The sequence below is a fragment of the Radiobacillus kanasensis genome (genome assembly GCF_021049245.1).
Classification (GTDB): domain Bacteria; phylum Bacillota; class Bacilli; order Bacillales; family Amphibacillaceae; genus Radiobacillus; species Radiobacillus kanasensis.
Genome location: NZ_CP088020.1, coordinates 463,008 through 488,849, shown reverse-complemented (window position 1 = coordinate 488,849; position 25,842 = coordinate 463,008). Strand labels below are relative to the sequence as shown.

General features: G+C 37.4%; 22 protein-coding genes and 1 riboswitch. Of the genes, 11 read left to right on the top strand and 11 right to left on the bottom strand.

Features of this window, described 5'->3' with window-relative positions:
• The first annotated feature begins 121 nt into the window (after positions 1-121).
• Positions 122-1,294, top strand: coding sequence for a DUF4317 domain-containing protein (locus KO561_RS02620; protein WP_231095603.1), 1,173 nt, complete (start codon positions 122-124; stop codon positions 1,292-1,294).
• A gap of 75 nt (positions 1,295-1,369) precedes the next feature.
• Here the strand turns inward: KO561_RS02620 and KO561_RS02615 are convergent, their stop codons facing one another.
• From KO561_RS02615 to KO561_RS02585, 7 genes are all read right to left on the bottom strand, one after another.
• The gene (locus KO561_RS02615; protein ID WP_231095602.1) at positions 1,370-2,806 is read right to left on the bottom strand and encodes a glycoside hydrolase family 1 protein; all 1,437 of its coding nucleotides are present in this window, start codon (positions 2,804-2,806) and stop codon (positions 1,370-1,372) included.
• A 360-nt stretch (positions 2,807-3,166) separates the two neighbouring features.
• Positions 3,167-4,801, bottom strand: coding sequence for a metal ABC transporter solute-binding protein, Zn/Mn family (locus tag KO561_RS02610; RefSeq protein ID WP_231095601.1), 1,635 nt, complete (start codon positions 4,799-4,801; stop codon positions 3,167-3,169).
• A gap of 139 nt (positions 4,802-4,940) precedes the next feature.
• Positions 4,941-5,795 carry a metal ABC transporter permease gene (locus tag KO561_RS02605; protein WP_231095600.1) on the bottom strand — a complete coding sequence of 285 codons (855 nt, stop codon included), beginning with the start codon at positions 5,793-5,795 and terminating at the stop codon, positions 4,941-4,943.
• Positions 5,795-6,562 (bottom strand): metal ABC transporter ATP-binding protein, encoded by a 768-nt coding sequence (locus KO561_RS02600; RefSeq protein WP_231095599.1) that lies wholly within the window; start codon positions 6,560-6,562, stop codon positions 5,795-5,797. The genes KO561_RS02605 and KO561_RS02600 overlap by 1 nt, the downstream gene beginning before the upstream one ends.
• Before the next feature lie 158 nt (positions 6,563-6,720).
• The gene (rpsN, locus tag KO561_RS02595) at positions 6,721-6,990 is read right to left on the bottom strand and encodes a 30S ribosomal protein S14 (RefSeq protein ID WP_231095598.1); all 270 of its coding nucleotides are present in this window, start codon (positions 6,988-6,990) and stop codon (positions 6,721-6,723) included.
• 328 nt (positions 6,991-7,318) lie between these two features.
• Complete coding sequence (gene nagB / locus KO561_RS02590) at positions 7,319-8,071, bottom strand: glucosamine-6-phosphate deaminase (protein WP_231095597.1); 753 nt, start codon at positions 8,069-8,071, stop codon at positions 7,319-7,321.
• Positions 8,072-8,085: 14 nt separating this feature from the next.
• Entirely contained in the window at positions 8,086-8,799 is a 714-nt protein-coding gene (locus KO561_RS02585) for a GntR family transcriptional regulator (RefSeq protein ID WP_231095596.1), read from the bottom strand.
• A gap of 217 nt (positions 8,800-9,016) precedes the next feature.
• On the opposite strand from KO561_RS02585, the gene KO561_RS02580 reads away from it, so the two are divergent.
• The 3 genes from KO561_RS02580 to KO561_RS02570 are packed head-to-tail and all read left to right on the top strand — an operon-like array spanning position 9,017 to position 12,555.
• Positions 9,017-10,348, top strand: coding sequence for a 6-phospho-alpha-glucosidase (locus KO561_RS02580; protein ID WP_231095595.1), 1,332 nt, complete (start codon positions 9,017-9,019; stop codon positions 10,346-10,348).
• Between the two features lie 23 nt (positions 10,349-10,371).
• On the top strand, positions 10,372-11,118 hold the full coding sequence (chbG, locus tag KO561_RS02575) for a chitin disaccharide deacetylase (protein ID WP_231095594.1): 747 nt from the start codon (positions 10,372-10,374) through the stop codon (positions 11,116-11,118).
• A gap of 39 nt (positions 11,119-11,157) precedes the next feature.
• Positions 11,158-12,555, top strand: coding sequence for a PTS transporter subunit EIIC (locus tag KO561_RS02570; RefSeq protein WP_231095593.1), 1,398 nt, complete (start codon positions 11,158-11,160; stop codon positions 12,553-12,555).
• Positions 12,556-12,638: 83 nt separating this feature from the next.
• Here the strand turns inward: KO561_RS02570 and betB are convergent, their stop codons facing one another.
• The gene (betB, locus tag KO561_RS02565) at positions 12,639-14,111 is read right to left on the bottom strand and encodes a betaine-aldehyde dehydrogenase (protein WP_231095592.1); all 1,473 of its coding nucleotides are present in this window, start codon (positions 14,109-14,111) and stop codon (positions 12,639-12,641) included.
• 288 nt (positions 14,112-14,399) lie between these two features.
• Between betB and cudC the strand changes: the two genes are divergently transcribed.
• Together cudC and KO561_RS02555 are read left to right on the top strand one after the other, a co-directional pair.
• On the top strand, positions 14,400-14,951 hold the full coding sequence (gene cudC / locus KO561_RS02560) for a choline uptake/conversion transcriptional regulator CudC (protein WP_231095591.1): 552 nt from the start codon (positions 14,400-14,402) through the stop codon (positions 14,949-14,951).
• A 179-nt stretch (positions 14,952-15,130) separates the two neighbouring features.
• Positions 15,131-16,030, top strand: coding sequence for a glycine betaine ABC transporter substrate-binding protein (locus tag KO561_RS02555; protein ID WP_231095590.1), 900 nt, complete (start codon positions 15,131-15,133; stop codon positions 16,028-16,030).
• Between the two features lie 156 nt (positions 16,031-16,186).
• On the opposite strand, the gene KO561_RS02550 is transcribed toward KO561_RS02555, so the two are convergent.
• Positions 16,187-16,555 carry a helix-turn-helix domain-containing protein gene (locus KO561_RS02550; RefSeq protein ID WP_231095589.1) on the bottom strand — a complete coding sequence of 123 codons (369 nt, stop codon included), beginning with the start codon at positions 16,553-16,555 and terminating at the stop codon, positions 16,187-16,189.
• Positions 16,556-16,661: 106 nt separating this feature from the next.
• Between KO561_RS02550 and KO561_RS02545 the strand changes: the two genes are divergently transcribed.
• Positions 16,662-17,294: a nitroreductase family protein gene (locus KO561_RS02545; protein WP_231095588.1), complete on the top strand. Its 633-nt coding sequence runs from the start codon at positions 16,662-16,664 to the stop codon at positions 17,292-17,294.
• A 350-nt stretch (positions 17,295-17,644) separates the two neighbouring features.
• Here the strand turns inward: KO561_RS02545 and betA are convergent, their stop codons facing one another.
• Positions 17,645-19,330, bottom strand: coding sequence for a choline dehydrogenase (gene betA / locus KO561_RS02540; RefSeq protein ID WP_231095587.1), 1,686 nt, complete (start codon positions 19,328-19,330; stop codon positions 17,645-17,647).
• Between the two features lie 623 nt (positions 19,331-19,953).
• A complete protein-coding gene (locus KO561_RS02535) occupies positions 19,954-20,937 on the bottom strand; it encodes a tRNA dihydrouridine synthase (RefSeq protein ID WP_231095586.1) in 984 nt (327 codons plus the stop codon).
• A 583-nt stretch (positions 20,938-21,520) separates the two neighbouring features.
• Positions 21,521-21,703: riboswitch (cobalamin riboswitch) on the top strand.
• A 340-nt stretch (positions 21,704-22,043) separates the two neighbouring features.
• On the opposite strand from KO561_RS02535, the gene KO561_RS02530 reads away from it, so the two are divergent.
• From KO561_RS02530 to nrdF, 4 genes are read left to right on the top strand one after another with little or no spacing between them, the layout of a single operon-like run.
• A complete protein-coding gene (locus KO561_RS02530) occupies positions 22,044-22,301 on the top strand; it encodes a glutaredoxin domain-containing protein (RefSeq protein WP_231095585.1) in 258 nt (85 codons plus the stop codon).
• On the top strand, positions 22,301-22,684 hold the full coding sequence (gene nrdI, locus KO561_RS02525) for a class Ib ribonucleoside-diphosphate reductase assembly flavoprotein NrdI (RefSeq protein WP_269140686.1): 384 nt from the start codon (positions 22,301-22,303) through the stop codon (positions 22,682-22,684). Before KO561_RS02530 ends, nrdI begins: the two co-directional genes overlap by 1 nt.
• Positions 22,659-24,845 (top strand): class 1b ribonucleoside-diphosphate reductase subunit alpha, encoded by a 2,187-nt coding sequence (nrdE, locus tag KO561_RS02520; protein ID WP_231095583.1) that lies wholly within the window; start codon positions 22,659-22,661, stop codon positions 24,843-24,845. The genes nrdI and nrdE overlap by 26 nt, the downstream gene beginning before the upstream one ends.
• An 11-nt stretch (positions 24,846-24,856) precedes the next feature.
• Positions 24,857-25,813 (top strand): class 1b ribonucleoside-diphosphate reductase subunit beta, encoded by a 957-nt coding sequence (gene nrdF / locus KO561_RS02515; protein WP_231095582.1) that lies wholly within the window; start codon positions 24,857-24,859, stop codon positions 25,811-25,813.
• Positions 25,814-25,842 lie beyond the last annotated feature (29 nt).

The window sequence follows — 25,842 nt, the reverse complement described above, 5'->3', positions numbered from 1 at the left end:
CAGTATTTGAACTAATTTATGATAAAATAAATGATACTTCAAACTCAGAAGGTGGAGAGAAAATCCGTAAGCTCGTTGTTCTTTTTATCTTCTTATTTTTAGCTTAGGGGTGAATCAAGTTATGAACAAAAAAGACATCGCACAGATTCGAAGACAATTCAAAATAGATAATGATCTACTCAAAATCACCGACATATTCAATGTATATATTATGAAGGAATCGAGTGATATTTATCATCACCAAAGCCAACCTTTTGAAATGTTGGACCGAGAACAGCAAGAGCTGTTTATGAATAATTTTAAAAAATTACTTGCCGGCCAGCTGGATGAAAAACTCTTTGAATTAAAGTTTCAAAGGGATGTCGAAAATAACAGTCAGCTCATTTTGCATCAAGGTTTACTTAGCAGTGATGTGGAAGGCTGGAAAGAGCAAATGCTCAAGATTGTAGCCAAAATGCTCGAGAACCGACAATACGAGAAAGATATTGTCATTACCTTTATTCGTGGGGAATATTTAAAACCGATGAAACGCCGAAATGAAGAATCGGAGGAAAGTGAACGGGATTCTGTTTACTCCCATCCCTTTATTCTGTGTAGCTTAAATAATACACAGGAACCAAAGAAAGAACTGCTTTTTGACTATGTAGAGAAAGCGTTCAAGTACAATTTTGTTGTGGACCCAATTATCAACCTCCATGCTCCAATTGCTGGTTTTCTATTTCCTTGTTTTACGGATAATGCAGCAGACGTCAACCACATTTTGTATTCAGCTGGAAAGGTGCATGAACCCGATTATCCATTCATCGAAGAAGTGTTGAACGGCGAAGAAATGATGACTGCACAAGACGATAAAATCGTTTTCGAAGAAATTATTAAAGACGCAACGGGTGATCAATTAAATACCTCTACTCTCCATCATGTATATGAAGAGATTAACCGTATGATGGAAGAAAATGAAGAGGAAGAACAACCAAAGCTAGACTCCAAGGATATTGAACGTGTTTTAAAGATGAGCGGCGTTGAAGATGTAAATCAAGAAAAGGTTGACTCCGCCTTCCAAAAAGTAATCGATGATGATAAGTATGAGATCAAAGCAAGTAGTGTCGTACCCAAGTACAAATCAAAATCGATTAAAATCAACACGAAAATAGCGAACGTTTCTATTAGTCCACAAGATTTGAGGTACGTGAAGCAGGTTCAGCTTAATGGGAAGCTCTATTTAATGATTGAAGTGGAAGAGGATACGGTGATTGAAGGATTTAGAATGATTCCCGAAGCTTTTGGTGGGAACTGACTTTGTTGCTTCATAGAGAAAAAATAAAATCGCTTCAACCCGAATTGAAGCGATTTTATGTCTAATCATATTCTATTAAAGCTCTTCCCCATTTGTATCAATTACGTTCTTGTACCAGAAGAATGATTTCTTTCTACTACGATCTAAAGTACCACTGCCATCGTCATGCTTGTCTACATAAATGAAACCATAACGCTTAGACATTTCCCCAGAAGATGCACTTACTAAGTCAATACACCCCCAAGCTGTATATCCCATTAATTCCACACCATCATCCACCGCTTCTCCCATAGCTCTAATGTGCTCTCTTAGATAATTAATGCGATAATCATCGGTAATGCTTCCATCTTCTTCAACCTTATCGTAAGCTCCTAATCCGTTTTCCACAACGAATAAAGGTACTTGATAACGGCCATATAATTCATTTAATGCAGTGCGAAGACCAACCGGATCGATTTCCCATCCCCAATCACTTGCTTTTAAGAATGGATTTTTTACGCCACCAATTAAGTTACCTTGGCCAATCTCTTCAGGTGTTTTGTTCTTTTTATCCGTACGAGACATGTAGTAACTGAATGAAATGAAATCAACCGTACCTTCTTTGATTAACTTAAGGTCTCCATCTTCCATTTCGATGTTAATATTGTTTTCTCTGAGGTAACGGTCGATGAAGCTAGGATATGCACCGCGAACGTGAACATCTCCACAAAAATTATTGAAAATGCGCGCCTCTTGTTGGGCATATAGTACATTTTCAGGATCACTGTCAAAGGAATAGACAGGTGCATAGATTAGCATACATCCAATCTGTGAACCTGGAATAATTTCATGTCCTAGTTGTACAGCTCTGGCACTTGCAACAAATTGATGATGAAGTCCTTGGAAGCTGTCTTGAAGACGTGTTTCTTCGTTCTCTGGAGAGAAACCAAGTCCGAATAATGGCATATGTGTGGCACCATTAATTTCATTGAAGGTTAACCAATATTTCACTTTATCTTTGTAGCGATTGAGAAGAACGGTTACATAACGCTCAAAGAATTCAACTAACTTCCGATTTCTCCATCCACCATATTCTTTGATTAGATGGAGAGGTGTTTCATAGTGTGAAATCGTCACTAATGGCTCAATATTGTATTTTGCTAGTTCATCAAATACGCGATCATAGAATGCTAACCCTTCTTCGTTTGGCTCTAATTCATCCCCGTTTGGAAAAATACGAGACCAAGCTATACTCATACGAAACGTTTTGAAGCCCATTTCTGCAAATAACGCAATATCTTCTTTATAGCGGTGATAGAAGTCAATACCGTCATGGTTCGGATAATGATACTTTGATTTGTCGATTTCAAAATTAAATCCAGTCGATGATAAAAGTTTTAATCGATTTTCTTTGCCACCTGGTAGTACATCTGCTAAGTTTAACCCTTTCCCACCTTCTTGGTAGGCACCTTCAAATTGGTTAGCAGCCGTTGCGCCGCCCCATAGAAATCCTTCTGGAAATTTAACTGTCATTTGTATCACCTCATATTTAAATTTTGAAACAATGCTTTTACTAGACTCTATACTGATGCAAGCAGAATTTTTGCAATAAAAAAACCTAAATTGCTTCAGAAAACAGAAGAGTACTCTCCCTTTTCCTTAGCAACTTAGGTTTTGCCTGCGTATCAGTAACAATCCATAAGTTATATTCATTTATGGAATTAATATAGCACTCCAACCTAAATATGTAAAGGCTTACGTATATTAAAAAGTTTCAAAAACACGTTCTATAACATCCATCCTATACTCCCTCTTAGGAAGAGCAAGAGCAGAAGACCGTTATATAGATCTTCTGCTCTTCTCAAAATATCCGTTAACACCTTAAAGTCGGTATTAATGTTCCATCATTTCATGAGCAATTTCATGCCCATCCATTTCTGATGGGTAATAGGTTGGCCAGTGTGTAACATTTTTCAATAAAGCCTCTCTATCATCTCCCCAATACAAATGGTAATGACCTGCTTTCGTTGGATAAATACTATGATCACTAAATTGAATATACTGCGGAAGTCCTTCCACATCTTCGGCAAGCTTAAAGATAAAACGCACTCCTCTATTTCCAGCTTCATACGTTAGAATTTCATAGCCGTCATAGGTGTACTTACCAGTACTTTCTTTACCATTTTCAAAGAATGTTACCGTTTCACCTTCTATCAAAATACGGTTGACATCTGTTCGATACCCTTCTTCATAATATTCCTTATATTCTTCTTCTGTTTTGTCTCCATGCTCTGCCTTATGTGCCATGACCTCATCTAACGTACCATCTTGAAGATATGGATACACAGACTGCCAATCTCCTTCCCAGTCCGAAAGAGTGCGATCTTTTACTTGGCTATCTTTAAAATATCCATCGTAGATTTTCTGTATTTCTTCGTCATGGGTGTGACTATGCTCGTGATCATGCTCACTATCCGAAACTGTGGAAGGTTCAGATAGTGCTTGTGTTAGAACTTCTAGGTTCTTCTCCATAAGCGTAAAGTAGTCTTCCTCGTTTTCAATATCTTCTTCTGTTAAGACAGAAAGATTGTGAATGCGTAAGGTTTCTGCACTAATTTCTTTTCGAACGACTTCGGCCACTTTAGGCGTTACATTCTGTTCGAAGAACACATACTTTAATCCATACTCCTCAGATGTTTCAATGATATTTTTTATTTCTTTTTGAGAAGGTTCATTCGTAGGGCTTAACCCAGAGATGGCAATTTGTTCGATTCCGTAATTTTCCTCCCAATATCCATAAGCAGCATGCGATACAATAATTTTATTTTCAGGTAGACTTTCTAGTTTTTCCTGGAACTCTTGGTCTAGCTTCTCTAGTTTCCCTTTTAGCTCTTCAAAGTTTTTATTGAACGCTTCTTCTTGATCTGGTTTTAGCTCGACAAGCGTATCCTTAATATTTTCAGCCAACTGAATAGAGCGGATTGGATCTAGCCAAATATGTGGATCCTTATCACCATGATGGTGTCCATGCTCGTCTTCCGCAGTTTCTTCTCCCTCATGGTCATGTTCGTCGTGTGTTCCTTCTTCTCCTTCGTGATCATGCTCATCATGCGTTGCTTCTTCACCATGATCATGACTATGTACGTGATCAATTAATTCAATTCCGCTTGAAGCCTCTACTATTTTCACATCTTCGGATTCCATAGAATCTGAGATTTGTTTTGCATACGGCTCCAAACCTGCACCAATATAAATGAACGCATCTGAATCCGCAACTTTCACTATTTCTTCCGTAGTTGGTTCATAGTTATGTGGATTAGAACCCGCTGGTAAGATGGATTCCACAGAAGCTTGGTCTCCAGCAATTTGCTCCGCAAAAAACTGTATCGGATATACAGTAGTAAATATTTTTATTTCGTTCGATGGTTTTGAATGGTCACCACTGCTTTTCTCTTCATTCCCACATGCAGCAATACCCCCAACCATCATAATAGATAAGATTAGTAAACCAAATAACTTTTTAAACATTTTTCTCCTCCTTGAGTTTTTAATCCGTAATCATTACGATTTAACTTTTAAAATTTTTGCCGGTTTTCTTGTAAACCGACATAACATAATGCTTATTAAAATTTCACTTTTAACAGTACCTGGTCTAGTTCCCTATTTGTCACACTTTTTGCTTGATCCAAAATTGTGTGATCAGCTTTTTGGACATAATCGTTAACAAAAGGATCAGGATTGCTGTCATCACGATAGTCCCACCAGGAGGAACGCTAAGGTGATAAGCCGAAATCAAACCGACAACGACCGAACATTCTCCAAGCAAAATAGATAGAACGATAGTTTGCTTAAAGCTCTTTGCTATTCTAAAAGCTGATGCAACGGGTAATGTCATTAAAGCTGAAACCAATAATATTCCTACTACTTGCATAGATGCAGCAATCACTAATGCTACTAGCAAAATAAATAGTAGGTGAATCCACCGTCCTTTCACACCAGACACTGTTGCATGTTCCTCATCAAACGATAAAATAAATAGTTCTTTGTAAAAGACAATCACTATGACAAGGACTAGGAAAGTGATAAAAACAATAGTCCACATATCTGATCTGCTAACCGCGGCTACACTTCCAAACAAATAGCTGAAGAGATCGGTGTTAAAGCCGTCAGCCAGAGAAATGAATAAGACACCTAATCCAATACCACCAGATAGAATGATAGGAATAGCTAGTTCTTCATAATTTTTATACATTTTTCTCAACCGTTCGATTAAAACAGCCCCGAAAACAGAAAATGCCATACCCATATATATTGGATTCCAATCATTTATTCCAATTACTTTCTTTTCTAATAACAAACTCGCCGCAATTCCTGTTAACGTAATATGCGAAAGGGCGTCCGCGATTAACGCAAGCCTACGAACTACAATAAATACACCAAGTAACGGTGCAATGAGCCCAATTAATATTCCAGTTAGTGCTGCATTTTGTAAAAACTCATATTCAAAAAAGACTTCAAGCATTAGGATGTTACCTCCACACGATTAGGAGTGTGTTGCTGTTCCATGTAACCATATTGTTGATTCATAGATTTATACTGATTATATTCGTTAGATGTACCGAAAAAATGAATTGTTTTATTCATATAAGCAACATGAGTTGCATGCTCCGTAATCGCACTTAAATCGTGTGTAATCATTAATAGGGATATGTCGTTTTGCTTAGTTAATTTGCCTAGTATTTCGTAAAATTTAGTGACATGCTCTTCATCAATTCCTACAGTTGGCTCATCAAGAATTAATAGTGAGGGATTCCTAACTAGCGCACGGGCAATGAATACTCTTTGCTGCTGTCCACCTGATAGTTCTCCTATGTTAGATTTCGCAAATTGCTCCATGTCTGCAATCCTTAAAGCCTCCATCGCTTGCTGTGTATGCTCGCGTTTTAGGAAACGAAACATCCCTACGCTGGATACCAGTCCAGATTTCACTACTTCCAATACACTAGCCGGAAATCCAGTATTAAAACTGTTGGACTTTTGGGACACATATCCGATATCCTTCCAATTCGTGAATTGGTTTATTGGTTCATTAAATAGATGGATCCTACCCTTACTTGGTTTTATAAGTCCAAGTATTAAGTTAACCAAAGTGGTTTTTCCAGAACCGTTTGGTCCGATTAATCCAACGAACTGTCCCTTTTCTATAGAAACATTTACTTGCTCCATTACCCACTGTTTTTCATACTTAAAAGAAACGTCATCTAATTCTATAATGTTGGATTTCCCCACTTTATCCCCCTCCTTAATTTAAGTTACAATTCGTAATAGTTACGATTTAATCTTTTAAGGATTATTCACTTGTAGGACTGAATGTTCATTTTACTAAAAAAATGATTCTCGAATTTAAAAAGGGAACAATATAAGATTTTCTTGTGCAGCCATCATTCCTACCAGCTGGATTTTTTCACACCAGGAATTTGTCCTTTATGCGCATATTCTCTAAACGCAATTCGAGACATTTTGAATTTTCTCATATACCCGCGAGGTCTTCCTGTTATTTCACATCTCCCTGTTAAACGTGTCGGAGAAGAATCTCGAGGAAGCTTTCTAAGTGCTTCATAATCTCCCTTTTCCTTCAATTCTCTTCGTAGTTCAGCGTATTTCGCTACCATTGCTTGACGCTTCTTTTCTTTTGCAATCTTTGATTTTTTTGCCATATTCTTCTTCCTCCTTCAAATACATTCACTACTTCCTCACTAATTAAAACGTAATAATTACGATTTGATAATTAAAAAATTTTACTGCTATGCAGTAATTTTTTGTCCACTATGAATAATCTTCTGCATCTTTATCCATCGTTTTTCTTTACTCCCTCCCCCTTAAAGAAGTGCTATTTAAACAAAACGTAATCATTACGATTTAATGATACGCTTTTTACTTTATCATTAAACTATTTTTCAAGCAAGAATTTTTACTACTAGTTCGAGTGACAAAAACAAAAAAGTGCACAAACATCACTCTGTTCGCACACTTCATAAATAAGCTTTACTTAGTAAAAGTAATCCCGCTAACCTTTGATAAGGACAATGCATCCTTATCCGCAATCACAGTTACGCGGTTATGTTTTTTTAAAATGGAAGCTGGTAAATCCTCTGACACCTCACCATTTAATAACCAATCAATCGCTGCCGCCTTTTTCATACCTGAAGCAAGAAGTAGAATCTGCTTACTACGAAAAATGGTATCAATCCCCATCGTTACAGCATGTGTCGGAACACTATCCAACGAAGAAAAATATCTAGCATTTGCCTTTCTCGTCGACTCCATTAGTTTCACGACATGCGTTTTACTTCGAAAGGAAGTCCCTGGTTCATTAAATCCAATATGACCATTTTCTCCAATTCCTAACAGCTGTAAGTCCACTCCACCAAGCTCACCAATCAACTCTTCATATTTCACACATTCCTCTTTCCTATTCGTAGCCATTCCGTTTGGCAAATGTGATTGCTCTTGAGGAATATCTAGGTGAGTAAATAGATTTTCGTTCATGTAGTAGCGATAACTATTTGAATCGCTGCTGCCTAATCCTACATACTCATCTAAATTTATCGTGTTCACTTCCCGATACGAAGTCCCATTCACTAAATGGTCCTTAATCAGCATTTGATATACACGAATGACAGTACCACCTGTTGCAAGACCTAACACCGAACTGGTATTCTCTTTAATCTTCTTTACTATTAATTCCGATGCCTTCCTACTCATTTCATTGTAGGAGTCTACCTCCACTACATTCATTCAAAGATCTCCTTTTACATTCGTCTTGATATAAATTTGAAGGTGTATTTTTCACTTCTAAAATATAACTTTGTGTACTCGAATATCGTTCCGTTATCAAGCGCCGCCCAAAGATTCATCGACAATGCCAGCTCATTCTCCTCCAGCTGAAGAATATCTTTTAAATCTTCGGTTGGGAAAAAAGGAAATACTTCGCCTTGTCTTTCCTTTATGACATATCCTTTGTTTTCAACATAGGCATACTTCGAATGTCTCATCACTTCTATAGATAAATCTGGAAACAAGGACACAGGTACATACGTTTCTTCTAATATCAAAGGTTCATCATCGGCATAGCGTAACCTTCGAATAAAGAATACTTTTTCTCCTTCCACTAATTGCAGTTTATCTTTCACGACATCTGTCGGCTCCTGCATGTGAAAATCTAAAATTTCATTGGAAGGAATTTTGTTAAGCTGCCTCATCTCTTCTGTAAAACTTTGTAGCCTGAATATATCTTGTTCAATTTTCCCTCCCTTCACATACGTTCCACTTCCTCTTACCTTGTAAAGAACATCCTCTGACACAAGCTCTCCTATTGCCTGACGAATTGTCACGCGACTAACATCATACATTTCTGCCAGTTTATTCTCTGAAGGAATCGCATCATCCTTTTTTAATTTCCCAACAATAATCTCTTTTTTAATCTTCTCTGCAATTTGTTTATATAAAGGAGAATGACTAGTCAAGAATCACACCACCTAGTATTTTTTGTATTGTATTTGTATTTACTAATAATACAACTATACAGAAAAACACCTAGACACTCAAACATAATCCAGCAAGAAGTGATTCACCCCTAAGATTAACTATATATTTAATACAAATTAAATACAATATTGGTATTGTATTTGTTTTAGATTAGTGTTATAAATAATTTATAAATAACCAAGGAGGTTACACAACGTGAAAAAACAACGGTTAGTGATTGTTGGAAGTGGAAGCACTTACACCATGGGAATGATGATGAGTCTAATTGAAGAAAAAGATCATTTCCCCCTTAAAGATCTAGTTTTCTATGATATAGATGAAAAGCGACAGGAAAGAAATGCGAAAGCTACGGAGATACTTTTTAAAGAACGATATCCGGAACTAGATTCTTTCTCCTATACTACGGATAAAGAAGAAGCCTTTCGAGATGCAGATTTCGTATTTGTCCAAATCCGTACTGGTGGATTAGCGATGAGAGAGCTGGATGAACAAATTTCTCTCAATCATGGTGTTGTCGGTCAGGAAACTTGTGGTCCAGGGGGAATGGCCTATGGATTACGTTCTATCAAAGATATGATCGAGCTAGTATATGATATACGCTGCTATTCACCAGAAGCTTGGATCTTGAACTACACCAATCCAGCAGCTATTGTTTCGATTGCATTAAAAAGAGAATTTCCTAACGACCACCGCTTACTAAACATTTGTGACATGCCGATCGCCATTATGATCAGCTATGCCCAAATTCTCGGCCTTGATGTATGGGATATCGTCCCTGAATACTTTGGTCTTAATCATTTCGGATGGTTCACTAAGATTCTGGATAAAAAAGGGACCGATCATACCGAAAGATTAAAGCAGCTGATTCTAGACAATGGCTTTAAACCAGAGGATAAAGAGATTGCTAATGATGTTTCTTGGCAGAAGACCTTTGAACAAGCCCGCCAAATAATGATAGACTTCCCTGAATTTTTACCAAATACGTATTTGCAATATTATTTCTATCCAGAGCAAATGGTAGAAAAAGAGGACCCAAATCATACACGGGCAAGACAAGTTATCGAAGGTCGCCAAAAGCGTGTACATAATCTTTGTGATCGCATCATTGCCAACGGCACTGCACAAGGTGAGAAAGAGCTTCATGTCGATATCCATGGTGTCTTTATGATTAAAGCTGCTGAATCTCTTGCCTACAACTTAGAGGAAAGATTTATTTTAATGGTGGAGAACAATGGGATCATCTCTAATTTACCAGCAGAAGCTATGGTAGAAGTGCCGGTTATTTTAACAACAAACGGACCGAAGCCTTTCTCCGTGGGGGAAGTACCTACTTTCTACAAAGGGTTAATAGAGAACCAATACGCGTATGAAAAACTAGTCGTCGACGGATATTTTGGAAAGAGCTACATGAAGCTACTTCAAGCACTAACTCTAAATCGAACCGTAATCAACGTAACCACGGCAAAAGCAATTCTTGACGATTTAATAGAAGCAAACAAAGATTTTTGGCCAGAACTACAAAAATAAGTATGACGAGGGGGATCTATTGTATGAAGAAATTGATCATCAATGCGGATGACTTTGGCTATTCAAGAGGAATCAACTTCGGAATCGTCGATGCACATCAGTTAGGAGTTTTAACATCTACCACGTTTATGTCCAATATGCCAGGAGCAGATCATGCTGCAGACCTTGCCAAACAGAATCCAAAGCTTGGCGTTGGCGTCCATTTAGTCTTAACTTGCGGAAAACCATTACTAGATACGCATAACACAATCGTTGATAGTAAGGGAATCTTTCGAAAACTAGATTTCTATAAAGGGGCATTTACGATTGATTATGAGGAAGTGTATCAAGAGTGGAAAGCACAAATTGAAAGGTTTTTATCCTATGGATTAAAACCTACTCATCTTGATAGTCACCATCACACTAATTCCTTTGGGGACATACCAAGTGTATTTCTAACGTTAGCAAAAGAGTATGGTTTACCTGTACGAAACAATATGGACCCGAAATATTTTGTGGAAATGAAGACGGAAGGAATCAAGACTACGGATTCTTTTCAATACTTGCTAGAGACATCTATAAAAGATAATCAAGCATTGGATGAAATTTTCGATGGCCATGAATCAGTCGAGGTCATGACACACCCTGCCTATCTAGATAAAGATATTTTATCCGGATCTTCGTTTACCTATCCAAGAGTAGATGAATTAGAGCTTTTAACCAACCAACAAGTGATTACACTTCTCAAGAATCGAAAGGATATTCAATTAAGTACTTTCCGGGATATTTAATAAAAATTAAATATATATAATTTGAGGAGGACTACTATTATGAAGAATTTTCTTCAAAAGTTTGGGAAATCATTGCTCATCTCTATTGTAGCTTTACCAATTGCTGGTTTACTTCTTCGCTTAAGTGCAGCGGACCTATTGGATATCCCGCTATACCAGGCAGCCGGGGTAATATTAGCACAAATGGATGCGATTATTGCGATTGGTATTGCGATGGGGCTAGCCAAAACAAAGGACAAGGGAATTCCAGCATTAACCGGATTTCTAGCTATCATTGTGTTAAAAGAAGGGCTTAAAATCATGGACCCTGAACTTAACATGAGTGTGTTTGGGGGAGTGCTGGCTGGTTTGTTAGCCGCATGGGTTTTTAACAAATTTAAAAATACAAAGCTTCCAAGCATGTTAGCTTTCTTTAGTGAGGAAAAGTTTCCAATCACCGTTATTATTTTTATCATGATTCCAGTAGCTGGGCTAATGTCACTAATTTGGCCTTATGCACAACAAGGAATTGACGCTTTCGCTCAAACTTTAATGGGGCTAGGCGCACTAGGAATTTTCATTTTTGGATTCCTGAATCGCTTCTTATTACCATTCGGTTTACACCATGTTATTAATACGTATGTCTATTTCGGTTTAGGAGAATATGAAACGCCATCTGGAGAAGTTGTAACAGGTGAAATCACTCGTTTCTTAAGTGGAGATCCTTCCGCAGGATTCTTTATTGGTGGATTCTATGTCACGATGATGTTTGGAATCCCGGCAATTGCTTTAGCCATTACGAAGGCAGCGAAGAAAAGAAAACAAGAAACCAAGTCCTTAATGATGTCTGGGGCAGGTACATCCTTTTTAACAGGAATTACGGAACCAATTGAATTTACATTCTTATTTACATCTCCGTTCTTATATTTTATACACGCCGTATATACAGGTTTAGCAGGAGCAGTACTTTATTTATTACACATACGTCACGGTTTCTCCTGGGGAGCTGGAGTTATCGATTTTATCCTAAACATGAATTTATCTGACCATGGATATTTAATTATTCTAGTAGGTCTAGCGTTCGCAGTCCTTTACTACTTTACTTTTTACTATGTAATTATAAAAAGAGATATCCCTCTTATCGGTAGAGAAAAGGATATCGAGTTTGGAGCGGAAGCCTCCGAGCAAGAAAAAGATTTAACGCTATCTCACTCTAATCATGAGTATATGGCTAAGAAAATATTGCAATATATCGGCGGAAAAGAAAACGTTATCACAAATGATAACTGCATGACACGCCTTCGTCTGGAGTTAAATGATACAGACCTTATTGATGAAGATAAGATCAAACAAACGGGTGCTCACGGGGTCATAAAAATTGATAAGCATCACGTACAAATAGTGATTGGATCTCAAGCCACAACGGTAAAGAAAGAAATTGATACATTAATAGAGTAATAGTTTTGTTAAAAATGAATCCTCAGAAGGGATGCTAAACCCCTTCTGAGGATTTTTTAAGTTTCTATTCAACAATAGATAAACTAGAACCAATTAATAGATTCAGGTTTCAAGTTATGAAATATATGCTTGGTCTCTGTATATTCCTCAATTCCTAGCCTGCCTAATTCGCGTCCAATACCTGACTGCTTAAATCCACCCCATGGTGCATGTGGGAAGTAAAGGTTGAAATCATTAATCCAAACTGTGCCCATGCGCATCTTTGCGACACAACGTTCCGCTTTTACAATATCGTTTGTCCAGACACCACCAGCAAGCCCATAAATAGAGTCATTCGCAAGCTTAACTGCTTCTTCTTCAGAACGGAATTTCTCTACCGTAATAACAGGACCGAAAGCTTCCTCTTGAACAATGGTCATATCTGTTTTGCAGTCTGTGAAAATCGTAGGTAGGTAGAAAAATCCGTTTTGTAGTTCTGGATCTTCTGGGCGGCTACCACCAACTGCTAATGTAGCACCTTCCTTCTTACCAGTTTCTACATACTTTTCTACTTTCGCAAGATGCTCAGCAGAAATAAGTGGGCCCATTTGTGTATCTTCGTCAAACCCGCTTCCTAGCTTAAATTTCTTCACACGCTCTACAAGTGCGTTCACGAACTCATCGTGGATACTTTCTTCTACTATCAATCTTGTACCAGCCGAACAGATTTGTCCTGCGTGGAAAAATACACCGTTCAACGCTTGGTCCACAGCTGTCTCAAAATCAGCATCCGCAAAGATGATGTTCGGGTTTTTTCCACCAAGTTCTAGTGCAAGCTTCTTCACATTCACGCTTGCTGCTTCCATAATTTTCTTCCCAGTAACAAGCCCACCTGTAAAGGAAATAAGGTCCACATCCACGTTACTAGATAGCTCCGCACCAACTGTATGACCAGCACCAAGCACTAAATTAGCAACACCTGTAGGCACTCCCGCCTCTTCCATTAGTTCGAATACTTTAATCGTAGTAAGTGGTGTAATTTCACTTGGCTTCATGACTAACGTATTTCCAGTCACAAGTGCTGGAGCTAGTTTCCAAGACGCTTGAAGTAATGGATAATTCCACGGTGTAATTTGACCACAAACACCAACTGGTTCGTGAACCACTTTACTGATAGAGTTCGGCACAGGAGAATCAATCAGTTCCCCACCCATTTTATCTGCAAGCTCTGCATAATAGCGAAATACTCCAGCGATATCATCCATGTCTCCACGGCTTTCTTCTACTGTTTTACCTGTATCTAATGATTCTAATCTAGCAAGCTCTTCTTTATCTCTTTCTATTAATTCAGCAATTTTTCTTACGATCGTCCCTCGCTCTGTTGCTGGAGTAGAAGGCCACTCTCCATGATCAAATGCGGCTCTTGCTGCAGCGATTGCTGCTTTTGCATCTGTTTCGTCCCCTTCTGGAACAGTAGCAATAACTTCCTGGTTAAATGGATTAATAATATCACGTGTATGACCTGAGTTTGCGTCCACCCATTTCCCATTAATGTATTGTTGTTGTTTTAAACTCAAATCTATCAACTCCAGTTTTCAAATAAGTTAAGTTTGTTAAAAATTTATTTAATCTTTTAAAATGGTAACATGTCTTTTTTAGGCTGTCAAAGACAAAGCGAATCACAAAAATCAAGAAAGAAATAATATGTACAAGAATAGCTGCGATTACTAAGTTCATAAACATTCTCAATTGGTTCCCTCACCTCTTTCCATTTGACATTTAATCTGAACACGGTATCATAATGTTTGTGAAGAAGATTAAGAAAATATTTAATACGCTTTACTTTATATTGAAGGAGCGATTTTATGAGTGAGTCTACTGAAAGATCCAAAATTAAAATCGAACAAGCCAAGGATAAAGTCATTGGCGCCATTGCAGAGACCATGGACTTATACGGTGTAACACCAGCTGCTGGAAATTTATATGCGACGATGTACTTTAAAGACCAAATGACGCTTGATGAAATGCGTGAGGAGCTCGAAATGAGTAAACCGAGTATGAGTACTAGTGTCCGTAGACTCCAAGAAATAGAAATGGTGAAAAAAACATTTACACGAGGCTCTAGAAAACATACCTATATGGCGGAGAAAAATTTCTTTCGGTCCTTTATGGCGTTTTATTGTCAGATGTGGGAACGAGAGGTAAAAATGAATTTTGAAGCAGTGGAGGAAGCTCAAGAAGATTTAATAGATGTTATAAAAGATTCCACTAGCACACCAGACGTTGTGGCAGAGGCAAAAAAATACTACGATCAATTAGAAGAATCTAAAGCATACTATCACTGGTTAGAAGACTTAGTGTCAAGTATCAGAAGTGGTAAGATATTTGAATTTTTACCTAAAGATAAGCAGGATTAATGTAAAAAATGAGGAGTCTATAGAAAGATATTCATAGACTACCTAGTATAATGGACGGTTTACTTATCTCTTGTAAATAAGAGATGGGTAAGTTCGTTTTGTCTTTATGTTAAAATATTTCTTAACAAATTTAACGTTAAGAATGTTTTATATACAAAAACAAAGGGGAGTTTTTCAACATGAACAAATGGAAAAAAGAACTTAGCTTTATACTTGCACTGCTAATGATTGCTGTACTGACAGCATGTGGAAGCACTGGCGAAGAAACAAGTAGTGAACAAGCAGATGCAGAGACAGAGGTAAATGATGAAGAATTAACAATTGGTCAAATTAACTGGGCCGAAAATATCGCCGTAACCAATATGTGGAAAGCGATTTTAGAAGAAAAAGGGTACAACGTGAAGTTAAACGTATTGAACATGGGAACTACGATGAAGGCATTAGAAAGTGGCGAACTAGATGCTAGTTTGGAAATATGGTTGCCTGTCCAAGATGCCAATTATCTAAAAGAATATAAGGATTCTGTAAACTTTTCAGAAGCAACTTGGTATGATAACGCAAAAGTAGGGCTTGTTGTCCCAACCTATTTAGAAGAAGTTAATAGTGTAGAAGACTTAAATGAACACAAAGAATCATTTAATGGAGAAATTACCGGTTTTGATCCTGGAGCAGGTACCATGGAAGTTACGGAACAATTAATTAAAGATTATAATCTTGAGTTTGAATTACTACCAAGCTCTGAACCTGCAATGATAGCTGAGATTGATAAAGCCATTAAAAATGAAGAACCAATCGTTGCACCACTTTGGAGCCCACACTGGGTATTCTCCAAATATGACTTAAAATTCCTAGAAGACCCGAAGAAAACATTCGGTGGTATAGAAAAAATTCACCATGCTACAAGACATGGATTTGAGGATGATTATCCGAAAGTAAGCGAATGGTTCAAAAATTGGAAGATGGATGATCAGCAAATCGGGCAGCTCATCGACTATGTAGAAAGTGCCGAAAATCCTCTTGATGGGGCTAAGAAATGGATTGAAGAGAATCAAGAATTGGTTGATGAATGGGTAAAATAAAAGCATAGTTAATAGTAAAAAAACAAAGAAGTTAGTCTCCCATTATAGGGGAGATTAACTTCTTTTGTATGATTAAAACCATTTTAAAAATCGAGTTCCTCGATCAGAACAATTACCCCGTACATGACTTAGAATTATATAAAAGGTTGTTTCTTTTCATTGATATTTCCCGAACCCATGCTCACACGTAATATCTAATTTAAGAATATCATAAAGCGCTTGTTTAGATCCTTCTAACTTTTTTTGAGCGTTCTCAATTTCTGATATTTTTTCTTTGATAATACGTGCTTGTTCAAATCTTGACATTCCATTTTGCGAGATCATTGATTGTATATCATTAATCGAAAAACCAACAGCCACACAATTTTTCACAACATCTAGATGGTGAATGATTTCTGAAGTATAATTCCGATAATTATTCTGATCTCTCAGTATGTACTCATCAGGGATAATACCGATTTTCTCATAATAACGGATGGTTGATATTGGCATGTTGATACTTTTTGCTACTTCGCTAATCTTCATAATAAGTCACCCCTTTTTTCCCTTGCTATGAAGTATACTTCATAGTTTACACTAACGAAAGTGGGATAAGCAATATTCCACAAATTTTAAAAAAGGGGTTAACCATATGACTTTAAAGCAAAACAATTTTGAGAACATTATGAAAGGTCGACACTCTATCCGTAGGTATCAACCAAATTACAAAATACCGAGAGACGAGTTGAATAAGATTATTGAAGATGCGGCAACAGCTCCGTCAGCAGCTAATCTACAACCTTGGAGGGTGGTAGTCGTAGAGAGTAAAGAAGGAAAGGAAAAGTTACGTCCTCTTGTTATGTTTAATACCCAACAAAATGATACTTCATCTGCGATGCTTTTAATCTTTGCAGATACGAAATACTACGAAAATGCTGACTACATTTACAATACGGCTGTTGAACAAGGAAAAATGCCGCCAGAAGTACGGGATAATCAATTAGCAACCATTAAATCTTACTATCCGGCGCTTTCAAAAGAAAAAGAAAATGACGGAATTAGATTGGATAGTGGCTTTTTTACCATGCAATTAATGCTGACAGCAAGAGCCTATGGATATGACACAAATCCGATGGCTGGTTTTGAAGCAGATCAGCTGGCAGCTGCCTTTGATTTAGAACCTGAGCGATATAAACCTGTTGTAGTTTTATCCATCGGCAAGGCGGATGAAAAAGGTTATGATTCTGTACGTTTAAGCCCGGAACAGATTACATTTTGGCGATAAGTAATCATAACAAAGTAAAACAATCGAGGGCTGCCATCTACTTGAGCCTCGAATTCTATATACAACAATATTCTAAGAAACGTTCCCAAATCAAAGTTTGGGGACACATTAAAAAGCCATGAATGTTGTTAAATCATATTATTAAGCTATTGTTCTGTTGTGGAAGTTCGGGCCACATCCTGGTATTTCGTTCATAATAGGATATTTGTAAAGTACATTTAAATATGTTTATATTTCCCTGATTAATAGGGCTATTTTCTAGCCAAAATAGAAAAGGCACTCTTTCCATACATGTATGCTTTACGCGCATACACGTTGAAAGAGGCCTTCTTTTTAGTTAGCATTATTTATTAAGCTTTTACTGTACCTGCATCAGTTGGGTGTACTCCATGACGATAGTAATCAGCATGAATTGGAGCCAGCGGTTTGCGACCAAGAATGAGGTCTGATGCCTTTTCCGCTAGCATCAACACTGGTGCATGGATATTCCCGTTCGTGACATAAGGCATAGCAGACGCATCAACCACTCGTACATTGTCGAGGCCATGGACCTTCATCGTTAAAGGGTCTACGACAGCCATTGGATCAGATGTTGGTCCCATCTTTGCCGTACAGCTTGGATGAAGTGCAGTCTCCGCATCTTTCGCTACCCAATCTAAAATTTCCTCGTCTGTACGAACGGAAGGACCAGGTGAAATTTCTCCTGAATTATAGGGTGCCATAGCTGGCTGAGACATGATTTTACGAGAGACTTTTATCGCTTCCACCCACTCACGTCGGTCCTGTTCAGTCGAAAGATAGTTGTAGACCATGCTTGGGTGCTCTTTAGGATCCTTCGAACGAATCTTTAATGACCCTCGAGCATCCGAGTACATAGGCCCAACGTGTACTTGGAATCCGTGTTTAGTGTCCGCTTTTTGCCCATCGTACCGTACCGCTACCGGAAGGAAGTGGAACATCAAGTTTGGGTAGTCAACGTCCTCGTTCGAACGAACAAAACCTCCTCCTTCAAAATGGTTGGTTGCTGCTGGACCTTTGCGTCCGAGCAACCACTGCAAACCAATCCAAGGCATCTTCGCTTTATTTAAGCTAGGCTGCTCAGAAACCGGTAATGGACAAGCATATTGGATGTAAGTTTCGAGATGATCTTGAAGGTTTTCGCCTACACCAGGAAGATTGACTACTGGTTTGATGCCAAGTGAACGCAAGTGTTCCGCATCACCCACACCTGACAGTTGAAGAAGCTGTGGAGTATTGATTGCACCGCCAGCGAGTATAACTTCCCCTGCGTTAACATGATGCGTTTTCCCGTTTCGTTGATAGGTTACACCGCTTGCTCGAGTACCATTGAAATCAATGCTTGTAACAAAAGCACGAGTTTTCACAGTAAGGTTCTGGCGGTTCATAGCCGGATGCAAATAGGCACGTGAAGGTCCAAACCGCCTACCTTTGTACACATGCTTATCAAACGGTCCAAACCCCTCTTGTCGAAAACCGTTCACATCGGGGGTTTTTGAGTAGCCAGCCTCGACAGCTGCGTTAAAGAAGGCTTGGAACAATGGATTCGTAGCTGGTCCGCGTTCCAATTTTAGAGGACCATCGTGACCACGAAGCTCATCATTTGGATCTGAGGCTAAAGCATTTTCCATGCGTTTGAAGTACGGAAGGTTGTGCGCAAAGTCCCACGTATCCATACCTGGGTCTGCTCCCCACCGTTCGTAGTCTAATGGATTACCACGTTGGAAAATCATGCCGTTAATGGAGCCCGAACCTCCGAGTACCTTTCCCCGGGCATGCTTGACACGTCGTCCATTCATATAAGGTTCAGGGTCTGATGCGTATCTCCAATCGTAGAGACTTTTCCCTGCAGGGAACGGCAAAGCAGCTGGCATCTGGATTAATAGATCCCATGAAAAATCCTTACGCCCTGCCTCTAAAACAAGAACACTGCGTGTCCCATCTTCACTTAGGCGGTTTCCTAGCACAGAACCTGCACTACCACCACCAACTACCACATAATCATATGTTTCACTCATTTTTTTAAACCTCCTTGGATGTTGAACATGGAATGTAGAGATGAAAAAAATATAAAAGCATTCATTCAAACTCTTCCTTCATATATGGAGACCAAATGGTAATAGTTTACTAGTTTATTCATCTACTATGTCGTAACCCATTCAGTAGTTCCATGCCTGAAGACTTATAAGTATGTTTTAGTTAACTTTGTTAAATTTTTATTTAACATATTGAACTTTTTTAATATAACATAGCGGATTTTTTTTGTAAACTGGGGAGTTTTCTTTATAAGAGCTTGGAAAAGACACTTTGCCGAACATGATTATCAAGAGATTAACTTGGATGGAGGACTTTCTTCCATTTACAAAAACTACTTACTATTAACTACATGAATTATCGTCAGCATTTGGATTATTGAAATATAAGTTTATTTCGAGACGGCCTTTCTTTAATTTATAGCTAGTAGAACAAAGCTCCTGAAATATGAAAAACTCCGTACACAATATCCAAAAATCAAAAAGCACTCACAAACATTGATATCGTCTGTGAGTGCTTTAGAATTTTTAATATTAACTCGTTCATTTAAAGATACCGGTGATCAGTCCCCACCGCTACTGCATGCAAACCAGCTATACCAACTTAATTACAAGATACTAGTATCAACATTCTCAAACTCATAGCTATCAAGCAGTGCACGCACATCATCAGATGACTCTGTGTTCATCAATTCATTTCTTAATTCACTCGCTCCTCGAAACCCACGGACATATATTTTGAAGAAACGACGAAGTGCTTTGAATGGACGGGGTTCATATTCCGTTGCATATTGATCATAGAGGTCAAGATGTAGCCTCAAGAGATCCAGCAATTCCTTACTAGTATGCTCTTTAGGTTCCTTTTCAAAGGCAAATGGATTTTTAAAAATACCACGCCCAATCATAACCCCATCCACACCGTACTTATGAACGAGGTCCAAGCCGGTTTGGCGATCTGGAATATCCCCATTGATCGTCAAAAGCGTATCTGGTGCGACTTGATCACGAAGTTTCTTAATCTCTGGAATCAGTTCCCAGTGAGCATCCACATTACTCATTTCCTTTTTAGTACGCAAATGAATAGAAAGATTAACGATATCTTGCTGCAATAAGTGTGTAAGCCAGTCGCGCCATTCATCCACATCCGTGTAACCAAGCCTTGTCTTCACACTTACAGGCAACCCACCCGCTTTTGCTGCTTGTATGAGCTCTGCTGCAACTTCTGGATGACGGATTAGACCGCTTCCCTTCCCATTTGCTGCCACATTATGCACAGGACAACCCATATTGATATCTACACCACGAAAACCTTCTTTCGCCATTCCGATACTCATTTGCCGAAAGTATTCGGGCTTGTCCCCCCAAATATGGGCCACCATCGGTTGTTCATCCTCTGTAAAAGTCAAACGTCCACGAACACTTTGTTGCCCATTTGGATGACAATAACTTTCCGTATTTGTAAACTCTGTAAAAAACACATCCGGTCTCGCTGCTTCGGTGACTACATGACGGAAAACAACATCCGTCACATCTTCCATAGGTGCCAATATAAAAAATGGTCGTGGTAAATCACGCCAGAAATTATCTTTCATATATAAATTCAATCCCCTCATTACCGGAACTTCAGGACAGAACCTGATAGGACCCAAAAATAAAAAGCAAAGATGTCTCCGCTTCTTTTACACTTATACCATGCTCAAGCACTTTTTATCAAACTATAGAAATGCGGATTATTATTCTTTTATATAGTAACAATTACATGTGAAAGGGAAATAGCAAACAGTTGGGTGAGGATCCATATCTAGGTAATTGTCTTTTTGGCTTAAATGAGGCTGCGAAAGTAAGTCTAAATCCTCTTAACCCTTACCGAATGTCTATCCCTTAGATATTGAAGAAACTATCTACTTTTTTCCTTTCTCCATCCAATAATTCATTTTTAAAATAAAAAATTTTCCAATCCACAACTTTAAATGTAGTTCCTTTAAAACGATCTTTCTATCTTTTGTAAATAGAATATTTATCAACTTCTCTTAAAAAAACTATTTTTTATTCCCTTAATTCAAGTATAAATGTTAAACTAATAATAATATTTTATTTTTGTGACAATATGATTGCACAAAGAAATAAACTATGATAAATTCAATATATTGTATATGATAAATTTTTTTACACTATATGTAGTAATGTAAGTTAGGTGACAACTTTGTCTTAAAATGGGAACACGGTGAAAATCCGCGACTGTACCCGCAACTGTGAGAAAGGACGAAGGAGAAAATCCACTGAAATAGTTAAATTTTCGGGAAGGTTCTCTGGAGGATGATTTAAAGTCAGTAGACCTGCCAAACTTACTCGTATTTCTTTTCTTCGGGGATTAAGAACGGAAAACGGTAGGATAAATAGTTACATACTGTCCTTTCATTATACTTTTAATAGAAAAGTCTTTAATGAGCTGCAGTGTGGTTTGAAATGCGATAGCAAATTTCTTTCTTTGCTTGCATTTTTTATTGCTATTCTACTGTCGTTTTTTGTCCGTTCATGTAAATATGAGCGGCTATTTTTATGCCCTAGGCTAATAAGAGTTCTTAGCCGTAGGAAATTATGACACATAAATTTGGATTCAACATCTGTTTGTGCCATATTTTCTAAACATGAATTTGGAAGACATTTTAAAACAATTTTATATATTAGGAGTGGTCAAATGGTTACAGTTTATACTAAAAATAATTGTCCAAAGTGTATGATGACTAAAAATGTATTAGGTTCTGAAGGAATACCCTTTCAGATTATAAACATTGATGAGGATTTAAATCCAAATGAAAGAGAAAAGAAAATTCAACATTTTAAGGGGCTAGGTTTTATGAGCATGCCAATCGTAATCAAAGATGGTATGAGCCCTGATGATTACATTTCTGGATTTAATCCTGAAAAACTTCAATTATTAAAGGAAGATAAGTAATGTTATTAGTTTATATGTCTATAACAGGCAATGTTAGGGACTTTGTGGAACGAGTCGATATGAAGTCATATGAAATTATACCTACTAATCCATTTCACGAAGTATTCGAAGACTACATAGTAGTCGTACCATCTTATGAAAATATGATTACAGAAGATGTAAGTGATTTTATAGACTATAAAGGTAATATAGCGTATCTACAAGGATTTGCTTCCAGTGGAAACCTTAATTTTGATGATTTATATTGTGTAAACGCTAAAGAATTATCTATCAAATACAACAAACCACTAATTTTCACATTTGAATACGCTGGTACAGATAAAGATATAGAGTATTTTAAAAAGGAAGTGAATAGCATTGCAGTCTCCACAATTACAGTCTAATAAAGTAGAAGAAACTTACTTCAAGCTAAATAATTTGTTAAATATTGTAAAGGATGGAAAGATTCAAGTTCATAAAGACCGGGAAGCATGTAAAGCCTATTTCTTGGAGTATGTTAATCCCCACACCATGTTTTTTCATACATTAGATGAAAAGTTGGGCTATCTAGTAGAAAATAATTATATTAAAGCGGATTTTTTAAACCTCTATTCAAAAGGCTTTGTCAAAAAGCTCTTTAAGGAGATCTACGGAAAAAAGTTTCGTTTTCGTAGTTTCATGGGTGCCTATAAGTTTTATTCACAATATGCAATGAAGACGGACGATGGTAAATGGTTTTTAGAAAGATATGAAGATAGACTAGCATTCAATGCGCTAGTACTAGCGAACGGCGATGAAGATTTAGCAATGATGTTAGCAGATGAATTGATCAATCAGCGTTATCAGCCTGCAACACCAACCTTTCTAAACATCGCCAAAAAAAGAGCTGGAGAAATGGTTTCTTGTTTTCTATTAAACGTCCCAGATGATATGAACGGGATTGGAAGAAGTATTAACTCTGCTCTACAATTATCAAAAATTGGTGGAGGCGTTGGGCTAAATCTTACAGATATAAGAGCCAACAACGATCCGATTAAAGGGGTCCATGGGTTAGCAGACGGTATTGTACCTGTTATGAAGTTATATGAAGATTCTTTCTCCTATGCGAACCAAGGTGGAGCACGGGACGGTGCTGGAGTTGTCTATCTGAATATTTTTCATCCTGATGTAGTCGATTTTCTTTCGGTCCGCAAAGAAAATGCAGATGAAAAGGTTCGTATAAAGACATTATCCCTTGGATTAGTTGTCCCAGATAAATATTATGAGTTAGTAAAGCAGAATTCCGTTATGTATTTGTTTTCTCCTCATGATGTACAAAAGGTTTATGGTAAACCCTTCTCAAGTATTGATATTACGAAAGAATACGAGAACATGGTCAACAATAAAGATATTCGTAAGACTAAGATAAAAGCTCGTGAATTAGAAACTGAAATTAGTAATATTCAAAATGAAAGTGGCTATCCCTATATTATTAACATAGATCATGCAAATAGAGCTAACCCTGTAAATGGTATTATCTCCATGTCTAATTTATGTACGGAGATATTCCAAGTTCAACGTCAGTCTGTTATAAATAATGATCAAACATACCAATTCTTAGGTAATGATGTTAGTTGTAATCTTGGTTCTACTAATGTTGTTCAATTAATGGATTCACCTGATTTCGGCAAGTCTGTAAGATCAATGTTAAGGGCTTTAACCTTTGTAACCGATTCTTCCAGTATAGATGTTGTCCCTTCTATTAAAAATGGCAATGACATGTACCACTCGGTTGGCTTAGGTGCTATGAACCTTCATGGGTTTTTAGCTAAAAATCAGATTCATTATGGGAGTCCAGAAGCGCTAGAGATTGTAGATGCTTACTTTATGCTACTTAACTATTGGACATTAGTAGAAAGTAACCAGATCTCAATCGAACGTAATGAAACCTTCTTTGAATTCGAAAAGTCTAGTTATGCAGATGGTTCCTATTTTGACTTATATTTACATGCACCAGAATTTGAATTTAAACATGAAAAAGCAAGAAAGTTATTTGAAGGTATTTTCATACCCAAACATGAGGATTGGAAAAAGTTAAAAGCTTCTATTATGAAACATGGAATCTATAATGCTTATAGACTAGCAGTCGCACCTACTGGTTCAATCAGTTATGTTAACGAGGCAACAGCCTCGATTCATCCAATTACACAAAGAATCGAGGAAAGGACAGAAGGAAAACGTGGTAAGGTGTATTATCCAGCTCCTTATTTGTCTGATGAGACCATTCCTTATTATGTTTCTGCATATGATATGGATCAAAGAAAAGTCATTGATACGTATGCAGTTGCTGGTAAGCACATTGACCAAGGCGCTAGTATGACGCTATTTATGAGAGAAGATCTACCAGAGGGTATGTATGAGTGGAAAGTTAATAGTGATTATCCTACTAAGAAAACAACTAGGGATTTAAATATTCTTCGTAATTATGCCTGGAAAAAGGGTGTAAAATCTGTTTATTATGTCCGAACTTACACAGAGGATGGAGAAGAGCGAGGAGCAAATTACTGTGAGTCTTGTAGTATCTAGGGGGATAGTAAGTGAATAATAAAATGTATAAGGCAACCAACTGGAATGCCGTAGAAGATATGGTGGACAAATTAACGTATGAAAAGCTAACAAGCCAATTTTGGTTATCAACAAGAATGCCTGTATCAAAAGATAAACAAGATTGGAGAAAACTGAGTGAGGTAGAAAAAAGATTAGTTGAGAAGGTTTTTGGTGGGCTAACTTTACTGGATACGCTTCAATCAAGAAGTGGGATTGAAGCGTTACGGAAGCATGTTAGAACTGATTTAGAAATAGATGTATTAAATAATATTCAATTTATGGAAACAGAGCATGCGCGAAGCTACTCTAACATTTTTAGTACGCTTAACACTAACCAAGAAATTCGTGATATTTTTGATTGGATAGAAATTCATGATACACTCCAGACAAAAGCAACTATTATCGATGATATTTATGAAAATGGTACGGACTTACAGCGTAAAATAGCGAGTGTGTTTTTAGAGTCATTCTTATTCTATTCCGGTTTCTACACGCCGCTCTATTATTTAGGAAAGTCAAAATTAATGAATGTCGCTGAAGTGATTAAGCTTATCATTAGAGATGAATCTGTTCATGGGACATATATTGGCTATAAGTTTAGCTTAGGGTTTAAAGAATTACCGAAGGATGAACAAGAAGAATTAAAAATGTGGGCCTATCAGCTACTGTATCAATTATATGAAAATGAATGTCGATATACAGAATATTTATACGATGAAATAGGATGGACAGAGGAAGTAAAAGTATTCTTAAAATATAATGCTAATAAAGCACTGATGAATCTAAGACTTGATCCATTATTTGAGGATTCAGCTGAAGATGTTAACCCTATCGTTTTAAACGGATTATCAACTTCTACAACCAATCATGACTTTTTTAGTGCTGTTGGTAATGGATACTTAATGTCAGTTGTGGAAACCATGAATGACGATGATTATAGCTATTAATTTAATTAGCTTTTTCGCAGGGATAAAAC